The sequence below is a fragment of the Kitasatospora sp. NPDC054939 genome (assembly GCF_053610105.1).
In genome coordinates this window covers 12,338-33,830 of the sequence record NZ_JBSGXP010000094.1, presented here as the reverse complement: position 1 = coordinate 33,830, position 21,493 = coordinate 12,338, and the positions used below count along the sequence as shown (strand labels likewise).

Annotated in this window: 19 protein-coding genes; 8 read left to right on the top strand and 11 right to left on the bottom strand. The window is 73.0% G+C overall.

From position 1 onward, the window contains the following. Positions 1-152: 152 nt before the first annotated feature. The 4 genes from ACWGB8_RS24790 (at position 153) to ACWGB8_RS24775 (ending at position 5,166) form a co-directional block, all read left to right on the top strand. Positions 153-1,445, top strand: coding sequence for an ALF repeat-containing protein (locus ACWGB8_RS24790; RefSeq protein WP_452215777.1), 1,293 nt, complete (start codon positions 153-155; stop codon positions 1,443-1,445). A gap of 176 nt (positions 1,446-1,621) precedes the next feature. Beyond that, a complete protein-coding gene (locus ACWGB8_RS24785) occupies positions 1,622-2,587 on the top strand; it encodes a polyphosphate kinase 2 family protein (RefSeq protein WP_452215776.1) in 966 nt (321 codons plus the stop codon). 6 nt (positions 2,588-2,593) lie between these two features. After that, the gene (locus ACWGB8_RS24780) at positions 2,594-3,310 is read left to right on the top strand and encodes a CPBP family intramembrane glutamic endopeptidase (protein ID WP_452215775.1); all 717 of its coding nucleotides are present in this window, start codon (positions 2,594-2,596) and stop codon (positions 3,308-3,310) included. Positions 3,311-3,588: 278 nt separating this feature from the next. After that, positions 3,589-5,166, top strand: a complete 1,578-nt coding sequence (locus tag ACWGB8_RS24775; RefSeq protein WP_452215774.1) for an alpha/beta hydrolase — start codon at positions 3,589-3,591, stop codon at positions 5,164-5,166. 76 nt (positions 5,167-5,242) lie between these two features. On the opposite strand, the gene ACWGB8_RS24770 is transcribed toward ACWGB8_RS24775, so the two are convergent. Both ACWGB8_RS24770 and ACWGB8_RS24765 read right to left on the bottom strand, forming a co-directional pair. Next, a complete protein-coding gene (locus ACWGB8_RS24770; RefSeq protein ID WP_452215773.1) occupies positions 5,243-5,881 on the bottom strand; it encodes a carbonic anhydrase in 639 nt (212 codons plus the stop codon). A 111-nt stretch (positions 5,882-5,992) separates the two neighbouring features. Further along, complete coding sequence (locus ACWGB8_RS24765; protein WP_452215772.1) at positions 5,993-8,341, bottom strand: collagenase; 2,349 nt, start codon at positions 8,339-8,341, stop codon at positions 5,993-5,995. Positions 8,342-8,598: 257 nt separating this feature from the next. Between ACWGB8_RS24765 and ACWGB8_RS24760 the strand changes: the two genes are divergently transcribed. Continuing rightward, on the top strand, positions 8,599-9,432 hold the full coding sequence (locus tag ACWGB8_RS24760; protein ID WP_452215771.1) for an aminoglycoside adenylyltransferase domain-containing protein: 834 nt from the start codon (positions 8,599-8,601) through the stop codon (positions 9,430-9,432). A 39-nt stretch (positions 9,433-9,471) separates the two neighbouring features. On the opposite strand, the gene ACWGB8_RS24755 is transcribed toward ACWGB8_RS24760, so the two are convergent. From ACWGB8_RS24755 to ACWGB8_RS24725, 7 genes are all read right to left on the bottom strand, one after another. Beyond that, on the bottom strand, positions 9,472-10,401 hold the full coding sequence (locus tag ACWGB8_RS24755; RefSeq protein WP_452215770.1) for an aKG-HExxH-type peptide beta-hydroxylase: 930 nt from the start codon (positions 10,399-10,401) through the stop codon (positions 9,472-9,474). Continuing rightward, entirely contained in the window at positions 10,401-11,360 is a 960-nt protein-coding gene (locus tag ACWGB8_RS24750) for a JmjC domain-containing protein (protein WP_452215769.1), read from the bottom strand. Before ACWGB8_RS24750 ends, ACWGB8_RS24755 begins: the two co-directional genes overlap by 1 nt. A 1-nt stretch (position 11,361) precedes the next feature. Then, positions 11,362-12,621: an MFS transporter gene (locus tag ACWGB8_RS24745; RefSeq protein WP_452215768.1), complete on the bottom strand. Its 1,260-nt coding sequence runs from the start codon at positions 12,619-12,621 to the stop codon at positions 11,362-11,364. Between the two features lie 2 nt (positions 12,622-12,623). Continuing rightward, the gene (locus ACWGB8_RS24740; RefSeq protein ID WP_452215767.1) at positions 12,624-13,757 is read right to left on the bottom strand and encodes a hypothetical protein; all 1,134 of its coding nucleotides are present in this window, start codon (positions 13,755-13,757) and stop codon (positions 12,624-12,626) included. Between the two features lie 114 nt (positions 13,758-13,871). Then, positions 13,872-14,024, bottom strand: coding sequence for a hypothetical protein (locus tag ACWGB8_RS24735; protein WP_452215766.1), 153 nt, complete (start codon positions 14,022-14,024; stop codon positions 13,872-13,874). Between the two features lie 296 nt (positions 14,025-14,320). Next, positions 14,321-15,466, bottom strand: a complete 1,146-nt coding sequence (locus ACWGB8_RS24730) for an epoxide hydrolase family protein (RefSeq protein ID WP_452215765.1) — start codon at positions 15,464-15,466, stop codon at positions 14,321-14,323. Positions 15,467-15,857: 391 nt separating this feature from the next. Further along, the gene (locus ACWGB8_RS24725) at positions 15,858-16,088 is read right to left on the bottom strand and encodes a hypothetical protein (protein ID WP_452215764.1); all 231 of its coding nucleotides are present in this window, start codon (positions 16,086-16,088) and stop codon (positions 15,858-15,860) included. Positions 16,089-16,340: 252 nt separating this feature from the next. On the opposite strand from ACWGB8_RS24725, the gene bla reads away from it, so the two are divergent. Both bla and ACWGB8_RS24715 read left to right on the top strand, forming a co-directional pair. Next, positions 16,341-17,261, top strand: coding sequence for a class A beta-lactamase (gene bla, locus ACWGB8_RS24720; protein ID WP_452215763.1), 921 nt, complete (start codon positions 16,341-16,343; stop codon positions 17,259-17,261). A gap of 110 nt (positions 17,262-17,371) precedes the next feature. Further along, a complete protein-coding gene (locus tag ACWGB8_RS24715; protein ID WP_452215762.1) occupies positions 17,372-17,773 on the top strand; it encodes a hypothetical protein in 402 nt (133 codons plus the stop codon). A gap of 94 nt (positions 17,774-17,867) precedes the next feature. On the opposite strand, the gene ACWGB8_RS24710 is transcribed toward ACWGB8_RS24715, so the two are convergent. Both ACWGB8_RS24710 and ACWGB8_RS24705 read right to left on the bottom strand, forming a co-directional pair. After that, positions 17,868-18,302 carry a VOC family protein gene (locus ACWGB8_RS24710; RefSeq protein ID WP_452215761.1) on the bottom strand — a complete coding sequence of 145 codons (435 nt, stop codon included), beginning with the start codon at positions 18,300-18,302 and terminating at the stop codon, positions 17,868-17,870. A gap of 96 nt (positions 18,303-18,398) precedes the next feature. Then, positions 18,399-18,965, bottom strand: a complete 567-nt coding sequence (locus ACWGB8_RS24705) for a hypothetical protein (RefSeq protein WP_452215760.1) — start codon at positions 18,963-18,965, stop codon at positions 18,399-18,401. Positions 18,966-19,016: 51 nt separating this feature from the next. Here ACWGB8_RS24705 and ACWGB8_RS24700 point away from each other — a divergent pair, with 51 nt between their 5' ends. After that, on the top strand, positions 19,017-21,467 hold the full coding sequence (locus tag ACWGB8_RS24700) for a helicase-associated domain-containing protein (RefSeq protein WP_452215759.1): 2,451 nt from the start codon (positions 19,017-19,019) through the stop codon (positions 21,465-21,467). Positions 21,468-21,493: the final 26 nt, after the last annotated feature.

Below are 21,493 nucleotides of genomic sequence, written 5' to 3'. Positions count from 1 at the left end.
CGGCGACCTGCCGCCCCCTCGCGGGCCCTGCATGGCCCGCGGCGACGTGCGGAAAGGCGTTCGACAGCGGGATCTCGTCGCTATACGATCACCCGGCCGACCGCCGCGAACGCGCAGGTGGGGCCCACTCTCATCATGATCCCGGGGGACCGTTGAAGATCCGTCGTTCGCTCGCTGCTGCCGTCCTGCTCGCCACGGCAGCCGCACCCGTCGCCCTGGGGGCACCGGCGCTCGCCGACACCGCTCCGGCGGGGCAGGAGCAGAACGACCCGGCCGGGGCGAGGACGGACGAGGAGAACCGGGCGGCCATCGAGAGGCTGCTCGTCTACCCGAACGACTACCTGGTCACCGCCCCGAGCAGATACCTCCGCGAGCACGCGGCGAAGGCGCTCGCCGGCACCCCGGAGGACCGGGCGCGCTTCCTCGCCTCGGAGGTCGACCGGATCCGCCGGGACGACGCGAGGGTCGCGATCGTGCAGATCATGAACGGTGGGGGTCCGGCCATGCAGAAGGCCGGCGAGGCCGCGTTCCGGTCGGACGACCTCGCGGTGTTCCGCGCCTTCCTGACCACCGGCCGGCACGTGGCCCGCGCCGAGGACGAGAACCGGGCCGAGCTCAGGCGGATCCTCGATGACCCGAACACCGGGCCGGGTGTGCGCGAGGGCGCGCAGAAGGCGCTCGCGGGCACGGCCGCGGAGGTCGAGCACTTCCTCAAGGTGGGCATCAAGAACCCGGCCGAGCACGACGACCGGGTCCGGCTCATGCAGATCCTGAGCCTCGGCGGCCCGGCCGTGCGGAAAGCCGCCGACGCGGCGATGAACGGCACCCACGAGGACGTCCGCGCCTTCCTCAGGACCGGCCAGCACATCGCCCGCGCCGAGGACGAGAAGCGCGCCGAGGTCCGGCGCATCGCCGACGCTGCGGGCACCGGCCGGCACGTCCGGGAGGCGGCAGAGAAGGCGCTGGCCGGCTCGGTCGCGGACGTCGAGCGCTTCCTGGCGTCGGAGCTGGAGCCGCTGCGGGCGAGCGACGACCGGATCCACGCCTCCCGGATCGTCGAGACCGGCGGCCCCGAGGTCCGCAGGGCCGGCAGCGCCGCCCTCGACGGCACCATCGCGGACGTCCGGGCCTTCCTGAAGGAGGGGCAGTTCACGGCCCGCGCCAAGGACCAGGCCGCCGCGAAGGCCGCAGCCGAGGCCGCCAGCCGGAACGCCACGACCACCGGCGGGTCGAGCACCGGCGCGGTCGCGGTCACCTCCACCACGACCGGTACGAAGACCACCGCAACGGCGGTCACCGCCACCGCGGACGCCCAGCGCACCGGCGGCACGCTGGCCGCCACCGGCTCGACCACCCCGCACGCCGGCCTCGCCGCCGTGGCCGGTGCGGCCGTCGTGCTGGGCGCCGGCGCGGTCGCCGCCTCCCGCCGTCGCTCGCAGGCCTGACCGGGCCGCACGTGGGGGCCGGGCTGCTGCACCGGCCGGCCCCCGCGCCGCGGGCCGCACGCGGCCACCCGGATCCGGCCCCCCGGTTTGACGGCACTGACGACCGGACGGAGGGTGGCTGGAGAACGGTGTCCACCGGACGGGTGGCCCGGAGGCGTCGTGGCCGGGAGGAAACGGTGTCGACGAAGCAGGCCAGGAGGATCGCGAAGTTCATCGAGCCACTGCGGGTGGAGCCGGGCTCCCGGGTGGACCTCGCCGAGGACTTCGACCCCCGGTTCAAATCCCGCATGAAGAAGCGGGACGGCGCCGGACTGCTGCGCACCGGCATCGGCCTGCTCGCCGAGTACCAGGCGAAGCTGGCCGCCCAGAACAGCTACGGGGTGCTGCTCTGCCTGCAGGCCATCGACGCGGGCGGGAAGGACGGGACGATCCGCCACGTCATGAGCGGGGTCAACCCGCAGGGCGTCCACGTCAGCAGCTTCAAGGTGCCCTCCGCGGAGGAACTGGACCACGACTACCTGTGGCGCTACGCGTCCCGCCTGCCGGCCCGCGGGGACATCGCGATCTTCAACCGGTCGCACTACGAGGAGGTCCTCGTGGTGCGGGTGCACCCGGAGAACCTCGACCGCCAGCGGTTGCCCGCCGAGGCGAGAGGCCCCGACGTCTGGGAGCGCCGCTACCGGGAGATCAACGACTGGGAGCGCTACCTCTGCGACAACGGGTTCAGGGTCGTGAAGATCTTCCTGAACCTCTCCCAGGAGGAGCAGCGCGTCCGCTTCCTGAAACGGCTCGACCTGCCGGAGAAGAACTGGAAGTTCTCGGCGGCGGACCTCCGCGAACGCGAGCGCTGGGACGACTACCAGCTCGCCTTCTCCGAGATGATCTCGGCCACCAGCACCTCGTGGGCGCCGTGGTACGTCGTGCCGGCCGACCGCAAGTGGTTCGCGCGCATCTGCGCCGCCGCCGTGCTCGTGCACACGCTGATGGAGATCGACCCCCGCTACCCGGTCGTGGACAAGAAGGCCCGCAAGGAGCTGCGGACCGCCAAGCGCCTGCTGGAGCAGCAGGCCCCCGAGGGCTCCGCACGCGACCCGTACGCGGCCGAGCAGCGGAAGCGGGACCGGAACCGGGGCCGTGGCTGAGCACTGATGCGACTGCGCCGACCGGCCGCCCCCGGCATCGTCCTGGCCGCCGTACTGGCCGTCCTCGTCGTGACCAACCTCGCCACGAACGGACGCCTGCCGTCCCTGGGGCCCGCCGACGCCGTCGTGGCGATCGCCGCCCTCACCGGCATCGTGTGGTGGGCGGGCGGCACCCGGGACGACCTCGGCCTGGGCGCCGGCACCCTGCGGCGCGGCCTGCTCTGGGCGGCAGCCCTGATCGGCATCGTGGCGGCGGTCTACCTCCTCGGGGCCCTGGTGCCGTTCACCCGCCGCCTCTTCGCGGACGAGCGCACGGGCGGCCTCACGGGCGGCGAGGTCGCACTGCGCATGTTCGTCACGGTGCCGCTGGGCACGGTGATCCTGGAGGAGTACGCGTTCCGCGGGGTGCTGTACGGGCTGATCCGTCGCTACCGCGGCACGGTGGCGGCGACCGCGGGATCGTCGCTGCTCTTCGGGCTCTGGCACATCCTCCCCTCCCTGCACCTCGCGTCCCAGAAGCCGGCGCTCACGGCGGTGTTCGGCCACACGCCGCTCGCCGCGGTCGTCGCCGATCTCGGTGCGGTGCTCTTCACCGGCGCCGCGGGCATCCTCTTCTGCGAGCTGCGCCGCCGCAGCGGGAGCCTGCTGGCACCGGTCGGCCTGCACTGGGCGACCAACGCGCTGGGCTACCTCACCGCGTTCACGCTCGCACGGGTGGCGTGACCGCCCGCGCGGGGTTGCCCGCCCGCGCCGAACACCGTGCGCTGGCGCCGCCCAGGCCCGAGGGCGATCCTTGAGGTGGACCGCGGGACCGCACGGGCGCCCGGGCCGCAACGGCCGGTCGCCCGCGGTCCCGCCGAACGCCTCGCACCGTCCGCCCCACGTGAACGGCCGCCGCCATGGAAACGCCCACCGACGTTCCGGAACCGTCGGACACGCCCGCGCAGCACCGGTTCCGGAACCCGGCGCACCTCACACTTCCCGGTTGCTGGGGCGCGGTCGTGGCCTCGTGCCTGTCGTTCACGCCGTCGCTCCTGCCGCGCGGCGGCGTCGTCCAGGGCCTGGTGTGGGGTATCAGCGCGGCCATCGGCTACGGGCTCGGTGTCCTCGGCGCAGCCGTGTGGCGGGCCTTCGCCGACCGCGACGCCCGTACCCCCGGACCCCGGGCGCGGCGGATCCTCCTCATCGGTGCAGCCGTCCTGCTCACCGTGTTCTTCGGACTCGGGCAGTACTGGCAGTACCTGATCCGCGGCCTGATGGGGGTGACCGACTACAACGTCTGGCTCGTCGTCCTGTCCCCGGTGGTCGCGGCGGCGGTGTTCGGCGTCCTGCTCCTGATCGGACGCGGGATCCGTGCGCTGTACCGCAGGACCGCGGCGCTGCTCGACCGCCGCATCGGGAAGCGGGCGGCGAACGCCCTCGGCTGGATCCTCGCGGCCGGCCTGACCTACCTGGTGATCACCGGCCTGCTGCTGGAGGGCTTCGTCGGCATCGCCAACCAGACCTTCTCGCTGCGGGACAGCGCGACCCCGGACGGTGCGCACCAGCCCGCCACCGCGCTCCGCTCGGGAGGACCGGGATCGCTCGTTCCCTGGGATTCCCTGGGGCGCCAGGGGCGCGGCTTCACCGGCACCGGCCCGACCGCGGGCGACATCAGCGCGTTCAGCCACCGCCCGGCCATGGAGCCGATCCGCGCCTACGCCGGCCTGGATTCGTCGGAGACCACCGAGTCCCGCGCCGCACTGGCCGTCCAGGACCTCCAACGCGCCGGGGGGTTCGAACGCCGGAACCTGCTCGTCGTGACCACGACCGGCAGCGGCTGGGTCGATCCGGCGTCGGTCGACTCCTTCGAGTACCTCACCGGCGGCAACGCGGCGACCGTGGCGATGCAGTACTCCTACCTGCCGTCCTGGATCTCGTACCTGGTCGACCAGTCCAAGGCGCGGGCGGCCGGCCGCGACCTGTTCGACGCGGTCTACGACATCTGGTCCAAGCTTCCGCAGGAGGACCGGCCGCGGCTCCTCGTCGCCGGGGAGAGTCTCGGGTCGTTCGGCGGCGAGGCCGCGTTCAGCGGCGAGTACGACCTGCGCAACCGGACCTCGGGGACCCTGTTCGCAGGGCCGCCCAACTTCAACACGCTGTTCCGGCAGTTCAGCGACGACCGGGACGCCGGAAGCCCCGAGGTCCAGCCGGTGTACCAGGGCGGTCGGACCGTGCGCCTCAGCAACGATCCGGGCGCGGCGATCCCGCCCGCGGAGCAGCCCTGGGACGGCACCCGGGTCCTCTACCTGATGCACCCGTCCGACCCGATCGTCTGGTGGAGCCCGCAGCTGGTGTTCAACGAGCCCGACTGGATCGACGAACCGCCGGGCGAGGACGTGCTCCAGGGGACGGTGTGGATCCCGTTCGTGACCTTCTGGCAGGTCACCGCGGACCTCCCGTTCTCCACCGAGGTACCGAGCGGCCACGGCCACACGTACAAGGCCGAGTACGTGGACGGCTGGAACGCCGTCCTGCAGCCCGCCGGGTTCTCGCACGAGGACCTGGACGGCCTCCGCCGCATCATCGCGGGGGAGTGACGTCCGCCGACCCGGAAGTGTCCGCGCCGCCTTGCCCGCGCAGGCGTCCGCCCCGGTCGGTGCGCTCCGCGGACGACTACAGCGGCAGCGGGTCCGGGGCGTCGACGCCGCGGGCGGTGACCAGGCGGGCGGTGCCGTCGGCGAGGCGGTAGGAGAGGCCGACCACGGCGGCGGTGCCCGCGTCGACGGCGTCGGCCAGGGTGCGGGAGCGCTCCATCAGCAGGTCGACGGTGTGCCGGATGTGGGTGTCGATGAAGTGCTCGTCGTCGGTGTGGCCGGCGGCCCGGGCGGCGAGCACGCTCGGGGTGACGCGCTCGATCACGTCCCGCACGAAGCCGCTCGCGGTGGTGCCGTCCTCCACCGCGCTGCGGGTGGCCGCGACGGCGCCGCAGGAGTCGTGGCCCAGGACCACCACGAGGGGGCTGCCGAGCACGCTGACGCCGTACTCGATACTGCCCAGCACCTCGGGGCCGACCACGTGGCCGGCGGTGCGGACCACGAACAGGTCGCCGAGGCCCCGGTCGAAGATGATCTCCGCGGCGAGGCGGGAGTCGGAGCAGCCGAACAGCACCGCGAACGGGCTCTGTGCCGGGGCGACGGCGGCGCGGCGGGCGGCGTCCTGGTTCGGGTGCTCGGGCGTGCCCGCGGTGAACCGCCGGTTGCCGGCCAGCAGCAGCTCCAGGGCGGCGGGAACATTCATTCGATCAGCGGTCATGGCGGCAGCCTACGGTCACGCCCGGACCGCCGTTGCTCCGGGGTGCGCGGACCCGGCGGGCCGCGCGGGTGCCGGGCCCTCAGTGCCGGGCGGACCCGGTCACCGGTACTGTCACCGGTACTGCGTGGTGACGCTCACGCCGCCGAAGTCCTGCGGGGCGGCGAGGCTGAAGTAGACCCAGCCGGACGGCGGGTCGGCGATCGTCAGGGTCTCGCCGTTGCCGGCGTTGGTGGACTTGGCCTGGTGGCTGCCGGTGGTGGCCCAGGTGGCGCCGTTGTAGTACAGGTCGGCGTTGCCGGTGCCGCCGCTGCTGGTGATGGTCAGCTCCCTGACGCCGGCGGGCAGGTACAGGAAGTGGTAGCTGTAGTTGCCGGTGGTGGCGGCGAGGCCGTCCCGGCGGCAGTTGTCGTCGAACCGGCGGGGGTCGGCGCTCGTGCAGAGCGGGACGGCCGCGGCGGCCGGGAGCGGGCCGCAGTCGTCGGTGGCGCAGGTGGTGGTCAGCCAGGTGGCGAAGCCGGCGTCGTAGCGGGTGCCGATGGTCTGCTTCAGGAAGGTGCGGGCGCCGGTCCAGTCACCGGTGCGGTACTTGCCGAGCACGGTCTCGACGTCCGCGGGGTGGGCCTGCAGCAGGTAGCGGACCGCCAGGAAGCCCCACCGGTAGACCCGGTTCGAGTTGACCTCGGGGTCCTCGTCCTGGCCGTAGACGGTGTCGAACAGTTCGCTGAGTTTGTACGTCTGCTTGCCGGCCTCGGCGATGGCCGCGGAGTTGCGCTCGTTGCGGTAGCCGTACGAGATGTTCTCGGCGATGCCCTCGACCCACCAGATGGTCGGGGTGGTGATGCCGGCCTCGAAGTCGCCGTGCATGTTGTAGCGGCCGTCGAGGTAGTGGGTGTACTCGTGGTTGAGGTTCCAGATCTCGAACGAGGGACGCAGCCAGTGGGCCTCGTGGGCGATGAAGCGGGCCTGGTTGCCGGGCAGCGCCGGGTTGCCCTCCTCGTACATGCCGCCGTTGTCGACGTCGATGTTGTAGATGGCCCAGGCGTACAGCGCGTACTGGGTGTAGTCGTCGAAGACGACGACCTCCAGGTCGGTGTTCACGTCACCGGCGACGGGACCCTGGTCGCCGATGATCCGGTGGAAGTAGGCGTCCTGGTTGACCAGGCTGGTGCATGTGGTGGCCAGCTGCCCGGGGGAGACGTCCTGGGCGCGGATCTTCAGGCCGGCGTTGCAGGTGTGCTGGATCGGCAGGACCAGCGGGAGCACGCGGTCGCCGAGGTCGCAGATGGCGTAGGCCGCGCAGTTGCCCTTGTCGAACTGGCGCGTGGCCCAGCCCAGGTTCATGGTGATCGGGGCGGTCGGGCCGGTGTGCGGGTAGCGGTTGATCAGGTCCCTGAGCAGCGGCCGCAGCCGGTCCTTGAGCTCGGGGACCTCCAGGGCGTGGCCGAGGAAGCGGCCGACGTTGCTGACGACGTCCCAGCGGTTGAGCTGTGTGTCGTTGCGGGTGATGAAGGCGGCCCAGGTGTCGAGGATCGTGGGGTCGGCCTTGAGGGCGGCCTTCCAGCCGCGGTCGTCGTTCTTGGCCTTGAAGCCGTTCTCGACGACCCACTCGACGTGCTGCATGGCGAGGTTCATCCGGGTGGGCCAGGACCCGTCGTAGCCGGCGAGCATCCACTTGACGACGGGGGCGTAGCGGCCGGCCTCGTGGGTGCTGTCGATCAGGGTGACGACCTCGTTGAGCGTCTCGCCGTTGGCGTCGGTGACGTCCTTGCTGCGGGGGGAGGCGAAGAACGCGTCGAGTGCGCCGCGGGCGGAGGTCTTCAGCGCGGTGCCGTAGCCGCCGACGACGTCCGCGTGGTTGTCCTGCACGTAGTAGCCGGCGCGCAGGAACATCACCAGCTGCCCGATGGCGCCGCTGTTGTTGCCCGGGTAGGTGGCGGACGCGTCGCGCAGTGCGTCGGCGACGGTCACCATCTGGGCCTCGCGGAAGGTCTTGCGCGCGTCCTCCCCGGTGAGGTCGAACAGCGGGTAGGTGCAGGTGACCTGGGGGAGCGCCTTGAGCTGCTGGACGAGTGCGGCGCCGGTGGCGTTGATGACGCCGGACAGGTCGGGACACCCGTTCGCGCCGGGGGCGGCCGAGGACTGCCGCCCGGCCTTGTCGGTCTTGTCGGCCTTGTCGGGAGGGGAGGTGGGGGCGGCCGTAGTGGGGCGTTCCCCGGTGTCGTCCTGGGAGGAGATCCTGAAGGCGGCGGCGTCGTCCGTGGCGTGCGGCGACTTGGGGACGGGGACGGCGCGCGGCGCCGGGGCGGCCGCCGAGGTGGCGCCCGCGCCGACCGGGGCCGCGGTGCCGACCGGGGCGGCCTGGCTCTGGGGTGCGTACAGGCCGAGTGCGATGAAGAAGGCTGCGCCGAGCGCAGTGAGTCTGCGCGCGCCGGCAGCCGTGGATATCCGGGAGGAACGCATCTGTGGGGGCCTCCGGGGCCGTTGTGGCCGCGCGTTGGGGACGCGGGCCTTTCGATGTGCGACATGTAAAATGGCACATGTGGCATTGTGTTGGAAGATGTTCGACCGCAATGCCGGTCATCGAAACTGAAACGTTGTCAAACAGGCCCGGACGCGCCCGCGTCGAGGTCTGCGTCCGGGCGGCCGGGGCGGGGCCCCGGTCGGGGTGGCGGCAGAGCGTTCCCGCCCGTTCGCTCCGACGGGGGCAGACTGGGTGCATGACCCAGGACGCCGCCGACCGCCGGCCGATCCCCGCCGAACTGCACCCGTACCTGGCGGAACTCGTCCGCCGCACCCGCGCCGTGTGCGGGCCGCGCCTGGTGAGCGTGCTCGTGGCCGGTTCGGTGGCGCTCGGGGACTACCGGCACGGGCGCAGCGACGTGGACGCGGTGGTCGTCGTCGAACCCGACCCGCCGGGGGAGACCGTGCGGGAACTGGCGGCGGAACTCGCCCATCCGCGACTGCCCTGCCCGGCGGCGGGCCTGGAACTGGTGCTGTACGGCGCGGACTTCGCCGCCCGCCCCTCGGCCGCCGCCGGCTACCTGCTGAACCTCAACACCGGACCGCGGCTCCCGGACCGCGCCGACCTCGCCACCACCGGGGTGCCGGCGTTCTGGTTCGTCGTCGACCGCTCGATCGTCCATCGGGCCGGCATCGCGCTGTGGGGCCCTCCGGCCCGGCAGGTCGTCGCGGAACCCGCTCCTGCCGACCTGCTCGCCGCCGTCCGGGCCGCGGTGCGCGAGCACACCGACGGCGAGGGCCACCTCACGGACAACCGGGTGCTCAACGCCTGCCGCGCCCTGGTGTTCTGCCGCACCGGCCGCTGGACCGCCAAGCGTGCGGCGGCCCGGGAGATCGCCGCCGCCGAGCCCGCCTTCGGACCGCTGCTCGCGGCCGCGCTGCGCAGCTACGACCGACCGCGACCGCCGGCCGGCCCGCCCCTCGCCGGCCCGCCCCTCGCCGGCCTGTCCGCGGCCGAGGTGCGGACCTTCCTCACCTGGGTCCGTGCCCGGGTGGAGGAGGCCACCGCCCCGGTCGGCGAACGGTCCTGACGCGCCGGAGGCGGACGGGCCGGGGCCGATGCGGCACGGTCAGCGGCCGGCCGTCAGCTCCTTCTCCCAGCGGAGGAGGTCGTCGAACCACTGCCGGCCCTGCGCCGTCCACTCGGCGGCCGGCTCCAGCGCCTCGACGGTGCCGCGCAGACGCTCCAGGGCGCCGTCGCGCCGGGCGGCGACCTCGGGGGGAGCCGCCGGGTCCGCCGCCGCCCAGCGGGTGAGTCCGTACGCCATGCGGGCCAGGACGTGGGCGGCGTGCACGGCGCCGGAGACCGGGCGCGGGTCCGGGCGCAGCGGGTGGCTGATCAGGACGTCGCCGTTGGTCACGTAGGCGGCGAAGAAGTTCCGCAGGTAGAGGGCGTGGTGGCCGGTCTCGTGGAGGAGTGCCTCGAAGGCCGCCGGGGTGCTCTCGACGCTGGAGTCGCCGAGGTAGACGGCGCCGAAGGTCGGGCGGAGCGTGGCCGAGCGGAAGGCGCCGCCCCGGACGTGGACGACGACGCGGACGAGCAGGTCCGTCTCCAGGGCGGCTTCCGGCCAGACCCGCCGCAGGGCCGCGCGGGCGGCCTCCAGGTGCGCGATGCCCTCGGCCGGGTCCGGTGCGCCGAAGTCGGCCTCACCGGTGCCGCCGGTCCGCCGGATGTCGGCGAGCAGCTGGTCCGTCGCCCAGCGGCACCAGTCGGGGAGGGCGGCCGAACCGCCGGGCGTGAGGTGTTCGAGCGGAGGCATCAGCCCGGTCCCCGCGAGCGCGCGGACCGTGTCGGCGACGTCCGCGGGCTCGGCAGCGCCGCCGCCGGGCGTCCGGGTCGCGGCCCAGACCAGGCCGGGGTGCAGGCAGGCGGGCGCGGGCCCGGCGGGGAGGACGGGCTCCAGGCGCCGGAGGATCTCCCGGTGGTAGCTCCGGACCAGGCTCATGGTGCCGGCCGGGGTGATGCCGACCCGGACCGCCTCGTCCTGCCCGGCCGCCATCAGGCGCCGGCCGAGGGGGAGCCCACGGCCAGGATCTCGCCCAGCGAGGCCGGCTCGGCCTTCGTGAGCTGCGCCTCGCGGGCCTGGAGGCGCCGGATCACCAGAGCGGAGATCAGTTCGTCGCTCAGGCCCTCCAGGGTGCGGAAGACGTCCTCCCGGACCTCCTTCCAGATCTCCTTCGAGTCGCCGCTCAGCGCCTCGGCCCGGCTCGGCAGCCGGCCGCGCAGCGCGGCGCTCCGTTCGACGGCGAGGTCGAGGACGTCGTGCAGGATCTGGGTCCAGGTGTCCTCGACGCCGTCGGAGAAGGCGATGTGGACGGAGCCCTCCGCGCCCGTGGTCCCCTCGTGGTAGAAGCCGCGCGGCAGGTAGAGGCAGTCGCCGGCGTGGAGGGTGACTTCGAGGCAGAGCGGGGTCTGCGGGGTGACCCCCGGCTTCGAGCGCTTGACCGGCCACTTCATGGGCGGCTCGTGCAGCCGCCAGGTCTTGGAGCCGGCGAGCTGGCGGATGAAGATGCTGGCGAGGTCGTAGTGCGCCTCGGCGCCCTTGGAGTGCGGCGGGGTCAGGAAGGCGTTGGCCGCGACGGGGACACCGATCTCGCCGGACAACTCCGTGCAGAAGGACTCCACTTCGGGGCAGTACGTGGACATCGCCTGGAAGACGAGGGTCGCGCCCTCCCGCATCTGCGACACGACGTACCGCGGGTCGGCGAGCCCGGACAGCACCCGTCGCTCGTCGGACCCGTCGTCGCCGGGCTTGGTGGCGTTCCGCACCCCGATGTCCTGGCCGTGGCGCCACAGCCGGATGTAGGGGGTGCGCAGTCCGCGCTCGTAGAGGAGCTGCTGGGCCAGGTCGGTCGAGAACACGTGGTCCAACTCGCCCATGTCGCGGCTGACGTAGGGTTCGGTGTCCCGAATGGACACCAGCTTCGACGGGTCGTCGAGGAGCTTCTCCAGTGCCATCTCATACCTCCGTGTCGTGGCGAACCGGCTGTTCTTCGTGATGGAAGTCCCGCACCCCGGGGACGGTCAGCACCAGCAGTGCGGCGCCGAGTTGCACGCCCGCGGCGACGACGAGGACGGTCGTGCGGCCCACGGCGTCGGCCAGCGGGCCGACGACGGCGAGGCCGAGCGGCAGCAGGGCGAGGCTGCACATCCAGTCGACGGAGCTGACCCGGCCGAGCAGCGAGGGCGGGAACTGGCGTTGCAGGGCGGTGTGCAGGAGCGTGTTGAAGGGCATCATCGCGAATCCCGCGAGCATGTACCCGGCCACCACCCACCAGAGGGAGAAGGGGGTGAGCAGGACGAGCGGCACGGTCACGAAGAGCGCGTTGAAGACCATCGCGGTCGTTCCGGGGTGCTTCAGCTGCATCCGCCCGACGAGGATCGTGCCGACGAAGCCGCTGAGGCTGAACATCGCGATGACCAGGCCATAGGTGGAGGGCCCCGCGAACTCCTCCTGCGTGATCACCGGCAGGAGGACCATATGGGGCGCCACGACCAGCATGGTCTGCACCGCGGTCATGGCCAGCAGGGCCGCCACCCAGGGGACGCGGCGCACCGCGGCGAGGCCCTCCCGGGTCTCCTGGAGGACGGACGAGCGGGACGCCGACCGGTCCAGCGGCGGTTCGGTGACCGCGAGGACGCACAGCAGGCTGACCGCGAAGGTGGCGGCGTTGACGGCGAAGGCCGCCCGGGTGCCGACGGTGGCCACCAGCACGCCGCCGAGCGCCGGCCCGACCACGGCTGCCGCGCTCTCCATGCTGCCCCGCCAGACGTTGGCGCTGAGCAGGCGGTCCTCGGGTACCAGCGAGGGCACCAGGCCGCCGTACGCGGGTCGGAAGAACGCCTCACCGCTGCCGACCAGGAAGGTCAGCACGGCGAGCGAGAGGGTCGCCGTGTCGAACGCCCCCAGCACCACCACCGTGATGGCCACCAGCCGGAACGCGTCGGCGAGCAGCATCGCCCGCCGCCGGGGCACCCGGTCCGCCCAGACCCCGCCGAGGAGCGCGAACAGGACGGAGGCGAGCATCCGGGCGCCGATCACCAGACCGACGTCGCCCGCGTCGCCGCCGCTCTCGATCACCCGGAGGGAGACGGCCACGTTGAAGAGCTGGTCCCCGACGGCGCTGACCGCCTGCCCGGCCCAGAGGAAGCGGAAGTCGCGCAGTTCCATGGCGCTGCCGGCCAGCCGGCCGGCCAGTGCGGTCTTCGGGTCGCGCATGCTCAGCCGATCGCGCTCGCGGCGGCGGGGTCCGTCAGCTCGCCGTAGCCGAACCCGCAGCAGTCGCCGGTGATGTCCTCGTCCCGTACCAGCACGGGGTGTTCGGCGCCGGTGAGCCGGAGGTTGGCCAGGTCGACGGGCTCGGGGTCGTCGTCGAGGTAGATCTCCGCGCCGTCGGTGATGAGGTCGAGGTGCACCTTCTCCTCGTAGTCGACCACGGCCCGGTCCTGGTTGTGCTGGCCGAAGCCGATGTGCACGCCGACGCGGCGTTCGTTGATGTGCGAGTTGGCCGGGATGAACCGGTCGATGCCCGTGTTCGTGCCGAAGCCCAACTCGCCGACCCGGGTGCCGTGCGGCTGCTTGAAGCACAGCTCGACGAGCTCGCGGACGTCGTCGTCGCCGCCCGAGAAGCCCGTGGCGCGTCCGTCGGCGATGTCGACCGTCAGCGGGTGGGCCGCCAGGCGGGTGTCGATCCGGGTGATGACGTTGCAGTTGAGTGCCCCGTCCGCGACCAGGCGGCCGTCGATCGAGGCGGGGTAGGTGGCGATCTCCCCGGCGGGGAGGATGGTGAAGCCGCCCGGGCGCCACACGCCGCGGTTGCTGATCCAGTCGTACCGCGCGGCGTCGAGCCCGATGCGGAGGTCCGTGCCGCTCCGGCTGCGGACCCGGATGCTGCGGGCCTCGGTCAGGCGGGTCAGCAGCTCGGCGTTCCGGGCGCTGAGTTCGTCCGGTCCGAGGTTGAGGGCCTGTTCGAAGAATTCCCGCGACGCGCTGATGATGCGCACCACCATGCACCGGTCGCTGCCGAATTGCTGCATGGTGTGGAGGAGCGGCGAGAAATGGGACATCGTGTCGCGTTCGAGCGTGAATATGACGAGCCGGCCGGTGAATGATTCCGGATCCGGTACGGCTGCTTTCAATCGCGCGGCGAATCCGTAATCGACCAGCGGCCGCATTCCGATGACCTGGGTGCCGATATTCCGCTGCTTCAGTCCGGCCACCAGCCAGGCCGCCGCCTCCCGGCTGTCCGGGGAGAAGACGACGATGCAGTGGTCGCGGTCGGAGAGTCCGGCGTACCGGTCGAGGAGCGCGTCGACTCCGTCCCGCAGGTCGCGGCTGAACTCTACAACGGTCAAGAGGGGCCCCCTGGTTGTGGGTCGGGTCGGCGGGAGGTCGAGGGTCCGGACAAGGGAGTTCCGGCCGCCGGGATCGCGCGGCCGGAACTCGTCATGGCCTTGCCGGCGGTGCTATCAGGTGGAGACGAACCAGGCCATCAGCGGGCCCTCGTCGCCACTTCCGACCGGCACGAGGACATCGGCCGATTCGGCCGCGGAGAGCTCCCGCAGCGCGTCCTCGACCAGCGACTCGTACGTGGCCGTTTCAATGGTTTGAGTCTGTGCCATCTCTGACTCCTCTCGAACAACAACGGTGATCGTGATGCTATGCATCATGTCCATGCAAGGTCAACTAGATTGGTCACGCAACTTCTGTTTGGATTAACCGACTTGGGGTAGTGCGCACCGGAAGAACCGTCACTCTTCGGCGTTTTGGGAGGTCAGCGCGGTGGCGCGGCCGAGCAGGCGCGACGGGAACGAACGAGGCCCGGGCCGCTGGGCCCGGGCCTCGAACGTGTCGTCAAGTGGTGCGCTGTGAGGGATGCGTGTGGTGCCTGTGGGGCCCGTGTGGGACGCCGGCGGCGTCAGCGCCCCAGGCCGGCGAAGAAGGTGCGGACGTCGGCGGTGAAGGCGTCGGGCTGTTCGAGGGAGAGGAAGTTGCCGCCGCGCTCCAGCTCCGTCCAGTGGGTGACGTTGTGGTCGCGCTCGGCGAAGCGGCGGATGGCGATGTCCGTCGGCAGGGCGACGGCCACACCGGTCGGGACGGTCCCGCGCGGCTTGGGAGCCCAGGCGCCGGCGTCGTGGCCCGACTCGTAGTAGAGGTTCGCGGAGGATCCGGCGGTACCGCTGAACCAGTACACGCTGATGTTCGTCAGCAGGCGGTCCCGGCCGACCGCGTCCTCGGGCAGCTCGGCGGCCGGGTCGGTCCACTCCTTGAACTTCTCGGCGATCCAGGCGAGTTGTCCGACCGGAGAATCGTGCAGCCCGTACGCGAGGGTCTGCGGGCGGGTGGACTGGATGGCGTTGAAGCCCATCTTGTCCTGCTGGAAGTCCTCCAGCCGGGACAACCGCTCCTGCTCGGACTCCGTCAGCCCCTCGAACTCCGCCGGGTCACCCGACGGGAACGTCACCAGGCCGTTGACGTGGATGCCGACCACCCGCTCGGGCGCCTGCCGCCCCATCTCCGCGACGATCCACGCGCCGCCGCCCGTCCCCTGGACGCCGTAACCGCCGTAGCCGAGCCGGTCCATCAGCTCGACGAACGCCCCCGCGATCCGGCCGGTGTTCCAACCCGCCTCCGCCAGCGGGCCGGAGAAACCCGTGCCGGGCGTCGACGTCACCACGACGTGGAAGTCCCGGGACAGCGGCTCGATGACGTCCGCGTACTGCACGAACGAGCACGGCCAGTCGTGCACCAGGAGCAGCGGCAGGGCCTCCGGGTTCGACGAACGGACGTGCAGGAAGTGGATGTTCTGGCCGTCGATCTCCGTGGTGAACTGCGGGAACCCGTTGAGCTCGGCCTCGGCCTTGCGCCAGTCGAACCCGTCGGCCCAGTAGGCGGCCAGGGACTTCAGGTAGTCGGTGGGCACACCCCGGCTCCAGCCCACGCCGGGGATCTCGCTGCCCCAGCGGGTGCGCGCGAGCCGGGCACGCAGGTCGTCGAGCTCGTCCTGCGGGACATCGATGCGGTAGGGGTGGATCCGGGCGTCAGTGCTTCTGATGGTCTCCATGGGCACGACCCTAGCCCGGTCCCGGGCCTGCACGCTTGCTGTCGGACTGTCAGAATCGATCTTGGGGAGGGTACTTCTGCGCAGCGGTGGGCTGAACCGGTCGGAACCACACGATGTCGGGAACCGGCGGACCGGGGTCGAAGGCGGTCGCCGAGGGGCGGTTCGTCCCGGCCGGCGGGAACGGGGGCGCTGCGGCCGTGGCCCGACGCTCGGGCTCGGCGCCCGCCCGCCGAGGGGTGCACTCGTTGCCCGTTGCCCGTGCGGTCGCCCGGCCCGCCTGCGCGGAGCCGGCGCACTCCGCGGCGGGCGCCGCGCAGCCCGAAGGCCGCCTCGGCGCGGGCCCGGCGCGGTGGCGCGCGGTACCGGGGGCGTCCGGCGGCCGGTGCAGTATTCAGTGGTGCCCGAGGCCGGGATCGGTCGGCCAGGGATGGGCCACCCTGGCGGTGGCCTCCTCGCAGCTGGCGATCGCCCATGTGCTCTCCAGCGGTTCGACCGGTCCCTGCCCGCTCACCACGCGCAGGAAGTACGCCTCACTGCCGATGTCGAGCACGAGATGGCGCCGCTCGGGATCGGCTTCCTCCTGCAGGAGGTCGCCCATGGTGTAGTGCGGAATGCTACTCACCCCTCCATGGTGGCGCGATCGGGCCGATTGCGCCTGGTCAGGAGGCCCCGGACCCGCCCCGGCACCCGCCGAGGCCGTTCCGCGGAGCCCCGGATCGACCCCGGCGGCGGGTCGGAACGGCTCGGAACGGGTCGGAACGGTTCGGAACGGTTCGGTACGGGGCTGCGTCCTGATCATCGAAGATCGGGACGGGCACCCCGGAGCCGCGGGCCGTCCCCGTCCGCGCCGCCGTACGAGCAGGAGGACGTACCCATGGAACTGATCCCAGGCCGACGCCGCATCCTCGGCGGGGCCGCCGCGACCGCCCTGGCCGCCGCCCTCCCCGCCGTCCTCCCCGTCGGTGGACGCGCCTACGCGCAGGGCACGGACGACACCGGAATCGCCGGCCGGCTGCGTGCCCTGGAACAGGCGCACGCGGCACGCCTGGGCGTCCACGCGTCCGACGCGGACACCGGCAGAACGGTGCGGTACCGCCCGGACGAGCTGTTCCCCCTGTGCTCCACGTTCAAGACCATCGCCGTGGCCGCGGTGCTGAGGGACCTCGACCGCGACGGCACGCACCTGGCCGAACGCATCCGGTACACGCAGCGCGACGTCACCGAATCCGGCTACGCACCGATCACGGGCCTGCCGGGCAACCTCGCGGACGGCATGACCGTCGAGGCGCTGTGCGCGGCGGCCGTCCGGTACAGCGACAACACCGCGGCCAACCTCCTGCTGCGCGAACTCGGCGGCCCGGACGCCGTCACCCGCTTCTGCCGCTCCATCGGCGACCGGGTGACCCGGCTCGACCGGTGGGAACCCGCACTGAACTCCGCCGAACCCGGACGCGAGACCGACACGTCGAGCCCCCGCGCCCTCGGCCGCACCTACGCCCGGCTCACCCTGGGCGACGCCCTCGGCCGGGCCGACCGGCAGCGGCTCACCGGCTGGCTGCTGGGCAACACGACCGGCGGCAACCGCCTGCGCGCCGGACTGCCGCAGGACTGGGCCGTCGCCGAGAAGACCGGCACCGGCGGCTACGGCACCACCAACGACGTCGGCATCGTCCGCCCGCCCGGCCGCGGACCGATCACCATGGCGGTCCTCGTCACCACCACCGATCCCGCCGCCCCGGCCGACGAGAAGCTGATCGCCGAGACGGCCGCCCTGCTGGCAGCGGAACTGACCTGAGCACCGCGCCCACCCCCGGCCCGGAGGTCGTTCACGGGCCGGGCCCTACTCAGATGCGCGTGAGTACACGCGCCCTACCGGGACCGGAGGCGGGCCGGGACACTCGGCCCATGCCTCGCAACCCTCGGAAGTCCGCCGTCCTGCTGCCGCTGTTCCTCGCGCCGATGGCGGCCTGGGCCGCCTGGCTGGGCTGGGACCAGCACCACGACGTGCACCCCGACGGCTCGGTGAGCGGCCCGTACGAGGCCTGGCAGGTGGCCGGCCTCCTGGTGACCCTGCTGGTGCCGCTGTCCTGGGCGGCGTCCCGTGGCCGTACCCGGGACGCCGTGCTCGGTACCACGGCGGGCCTGACCGTCGCCGCCTGGTACGACTGGTCGGACGACTCCAGCGGCCTCTACGTGATCGGCGTGGGCACGGTCGCGGTCGCGAGCCTCGCGGTGACCTCCGTGCTGTCCGCCCTGATCGCCCGCGTGACGGTGCAACGACGGCGCCGCGGTCCGGCCGGCGCCTGACATCGCAGCCGCGCGCTCGGCAGCCCGGGACACCGACGATCCCGGCCTCGTCGCTGCGCCCGCGCCCGGCCCCTTCCGCGCTCCCGGATGGCGGTCAATCGAGGCAGAACTCGTTGCCCTCGACGTCCTGCATGGTGATGCACGACTCGTTCTCGTCGTCGGCTGGCAGCAGGCGCACGCGCACCGCGCCGAGCGCGACCAGGCGGGCGCATTCGGCCTCCAGGGCGGCCAGGCGCTCCTCGCCCACGAGTCCGGTGGCGACCCGCACGTCGAGGTGCACCCGGTTCTTGGCGACCTTGCCCTCGGGGACGCGCTGGAAGTACAGCCGCGGTCCCACACCCGAGGGATCACTGCAGGCGAACCACGCATCCCGGGCCTCGGGCGGCAGCGACGCGTTGACGTCGTCCCACGTGGCGAACCCCTCCGGCGGCGTCGGCGCGACGTACCCCAACACCTCGCACCAGAACCGGGCGACGCGTTCGGGTTCGGCGCAGTCAAAGGTGACCTGGATCTTCCTGAGGGCAGTCATCGGGCCACCCTAGCAGGGCCTCTGCCGCCCGATTTCGGTTGAATATCCGCAGGTTGACGGGCCGACGGGCCGACGGGCAGGCCGGGTGCCCGGGCGTCACAGCTGTCCGAGCAGCGCCGCCGGCCACCGCCGCTGCTCGGCGGTGTCCGGCACGGCGAGCCCGCGCGCCCGTTCGATCCGGCTCCACGCCGTGTCGGGATCGATGCCGTTGAGGACGAGCAGCGAGGCCGCGAGGAGCGACGACCGTCCGAGGCCGGCGCGGCAGTGGGTGACGACGTGCGCGCCGTCGCGCAGTCGCCGGGCCAGTCCGTGCAGGGTCGGCAGGACGGCGGCGGGATCGGGAACGGTGCGGTCGGGGAGGGGACGGCGACGAACTCCAGCCCGGCGGCTGCGGCGGACCGTGGCTCGTCCGCGAGCCCGAGTTCGTCGCGTTCGGGACCGGTCAGCGCGCAGACGAGGACGTCGACACCGCAGCCGGCGAGCGCGGTCATCTCCTCGTCGAGCCAGTCGTGGCCGCGCGGACAGGCCATCGTGCTCACCCGACCGTGCCGGACCGGCCGCGACGAAGAAGGAGTCGAGACATCCGTCTTCCGGGGCGCAGGTGAGCACCGAGGGGCCCGGTCCCACACCGTACCGACCGCACCGCGCGCCGGTCCCTACCATGCTCGGCGGATCGCGTCTGCAGCCCCCGGCACCCCGGCTAGGATCGGTCGGGTGAGTACGAGCAAAGCGCTGACGGTGTGGCTCGCCGATTTCTCCCGTGAGCAGTTGACCGAGCTGCTGGAGCAGCGGGAGTTGCCGCACGCCGCCCGGTTCGCCGGAGGCCCGGGCGTGCGGACGCTGACGGAGTTGGCGGAGCACCTGCTCACCGACGTCTCCGTCGCCGTGGCGTTGACCGAACTGAACGTATCAGAGATGCAACTGCTGGTCGGGGCCGCCGTCCTGGCGGCGCAGCAGCACGGCCCCCTGCCTGCGGGTGCGGGCGGGTCCGAGTCGGTGCTGACGGATCCGTACGGTCGGGCGCGGTACCGGCCGCAGGAGGCGGGCCCGGACCCGGCCGAGCGGGCCGTGTCACGCGCCGAACTGCTCGACTTCCTGCGGCTGGAGGGCGAGGCACGCGCAGCGGCCGAGGCGGGCCTGGACCGGCTCGCGCTGCGGGCGCTGGTCCTGCCGCCGCACGGCCGCCAGGTCGTCGTGCCGGGTCTGCTGCACCGCGAGGTCCTGCAACTCGGCGGTCTGGGACGGCCCGTGGACATGCTGCTGTCCCGCGCCTACCAGGCGGCCGAGATCCAGCGCGTCCACCGCGGCCTGGAGCTGCCGACCGCCCGGAACCGGGACGAGCGCCAGCGGGCGGTCGTCGCGCTGCTGTCGGATCCGGCCAGGGTCCGCGAGCTGGCCGCGCAGGCCCCGCCCGCGGCCGTCGAGCTGCTGGAGAAGCTGGTCGCGGGACCGGCGCTGCTGCGCACGCACTGCTTCCAGGACCGGTTCGGCGGCTCCTACGGATCGTCCGGCAGCACCTTCGTCTTCCGGTCCGGAGGCTCGGGCGACCCGGGCACCGACTGGCTGGCCGAGCGCGGCATGGTCGTCCCGGTGGGCCACGACCTGGCCGAGATGCCCTACGAGATCGGGCTGGCCCTGCGCGACCCCGACGACCGGCCGCCCTACGACCACGCCCCGACCCAGCCGGCGAACACGGCCGAGGTGGCGCCGCAGGCGTCGGCCCGGGAGGCGCAGGCCGCCGCCTCGGCGGCGGCAGCCCGGGTCGAGCTGCTGCTGCGGGAGGTGGACGCCCGGCCGCCGGGCGTACGCAAGTCGGGCGGGATCGCGGTGCGCGACACCCGCCGGGTGGCCAAGCAGGCGGGCCTCGGCGAGGAGCAGGCCCGGCTCTGGCTGGACCTGGCCGTCAACGCCGACCTGATCGCCGTGCACGCGCCCGAACCCGAGTCCGGCCCGCGCGGCCGCCGGCGGGCCCCGCAGCCGCAGCCCGCCGCCCGGGTGCTGCCCACCGCACGCTACGACCGGTGGCTCACCGCGGCCCCGGCGCAGCGGCTCCTGCCGCTGATCGCCACCTGGGCCGTGACCCCCGAGGTGTTCGGCTGCTGGGACGAGGAGGACACCCCCGTCGCCCTGATCAGCCCCCAGGACCCGGCCGCGGTCCCGCTGCGCCACGCCCTCCTGGAGGTGCTGGCTGCCCTGCCCCCGGGGCGCGGGGCGACGACGGGGAGCGCACGGGAACTGCTGGACCTGGAACGGGCCCTGCTCTGGCACCGGGCCGCCGCAGAACTGGAGGACAGCGCGGCCGACGGCCGCCTCGCGGCGACCCTGGCCGAAGCCGAACTCCTGGGCGTGATCGCCCACGGCACGCTGACGGCGGTCGGACACGCCGTCCTCGCCCTGCTCAGGGCGGGTGCGGCCCGCTACTTCCCCGCCGTCCCCGGCGCCGGGCCCTCGCTCAAGGACCGGCCGGCGCTGGCCCGGGCCGTCCAGCAGCTGGGGCGGGAGCTGGAGCACCTCCTCCCCGCCCCGCAGGAGCGGGCCCGCTTCCAGGCCGACCTCACCGCGGTCGTCACCGGAGCACCGTCGGCGGACCTGACCGCCCTGTTCTCGTCCTGCGCGGACCGCGAGTCCGACGGCCACGCCGTGGTCTGGCGGATCACCGCGGCCTCCGTACGCCGCGCCATGGACGCCGGTACGGAGCCGGATGACCTGCTGACCCGCCTCTCCGAGGTGTCCGAGGCCGGGCAGCGGCTGCCCCAACCGCTGGAATACCTGATCAAGGACACCGCCCGGACCCACGGCCGGATGCGCGTGGTGCGATCCGCCTGCTGCATCCGCTCCGACGACGAAGCCCTCGTCCTGGAACTCTCCAGGACCAAGGCGCTCGCCAAGATCGGAATCCGCCGCATCGCCCCCACCGTCCTGATCAGCACCGCCGACCCGGACACCACGCTGGCCGCGCTCCGCAAGGCCGGCTACGCACCGGTCCTGGAAGCCGAGACGGGCACCACCGTCGTCCAACGCGCCGCGCAGGAACGCGCCGAGTCGCGGACCGTCTCCCTCTCGGACGCCTTCCGCGGCAACGGCCGCGGCACCGCCACGGCCCCCGCCCTCGCAGCCGCACTGCTGGACACGGCCCGCTCCGCAACTCGGGGCAGGAAGGGATGAACCCGGCCCCGGAGCGGAGTCGGGCC

Coding starts and splice junctions, on each gene's coding strand:
- ACWGB8_RS24745 (WP_452215768.1), bottom strand. CDS start 12,621: ATGCGCGACCCGAAGACCGCACTGGCCGGCCGGCTGGCCGGCAGCGCC.
- ACWGB8_RS24760 (WP_452215771.1), top strand. CDS start 8,599: ATGACCCAGGACGCCGCCGACCGCCGGCCGATCCCCGCCGAACTGCAC.
- ACWGB8_RS24730 (WP_452215765.1), bottom strand. CDS start 15,466: ATGGAGACCATCAGAAGCACTGACGCCCGGATCCACCCCTACCGCATC.
- ACWGB8_RS24780 (WP_452215775.1), top strand. CDS start 2,594: ATGCGACTGCGCCGACCGGCCGCCCCCGGCATCGTCCTGGCCGCCGTA.
- ACWGB8_RS24715 (WP_452215762.1), top strand. CDS start 17,372: ATGCCTCGCAACCCTCGGAAGTCCGCCGTCCTGCTGCCGCTGTTCCTC.
- bla (WP_452215763.1), top strand. CDS start 16,341: ATGGAACTGATCCCAGGCCGACGCCGCATCCTCGGCGGGGCCGCCGCG.
- ACWGB8_RS24710 (WP_452215761.1), bottom strand. CDS start 18,302: ATGACTGCCCTCAGGAAGATCCAGGTCACCTTTGACTGCGCCGAACCC.
- ACWGB8_RS24755 (WP_452215770.1), bottom strand. CDS start 10,401: ATGGCGGCCGGGCAGGACGAGGCGGTCCGGGTCGGCATCACCCCGGCC.
- ACWGB8_RS24770 (WP_452215773.1), bottom strand. CDS start 5,881: ATGACCGCTGATCGAATGAATGTTCCCGCCGCCCTGGAGCTGCTGCTG.
- ACWGB8_RS24765 (WP_452215772.1), bottom strand. CDS start 8,341: ATGCGTTCCTCCCGGATATCCACGGCTGCCGGCGCGCGCAGACTCACT.
- ACWGB8_RS24750 (WP_452215769.1), bottom strand. CDS start 11,360: ATGGCACTGGAGAAGCTCCTCGACGACCCGTCGAAGCTGGTGTCCATT.
- ACWGB8_RS24705 (WP_452215760.1), bottom strand. CDS start 18,965: ATGGTAGGGACCGGCGCGCGGTGCGGTCGGTACGGTGTGGGACCGGGC.
- ACWGB8_RS24735 (WP_452215766.1), bottom strand. CDS start 14,024: ATGGCACAGACTCAAACCATTGAAACGGCCACGTACGAGTCGCTGGTC.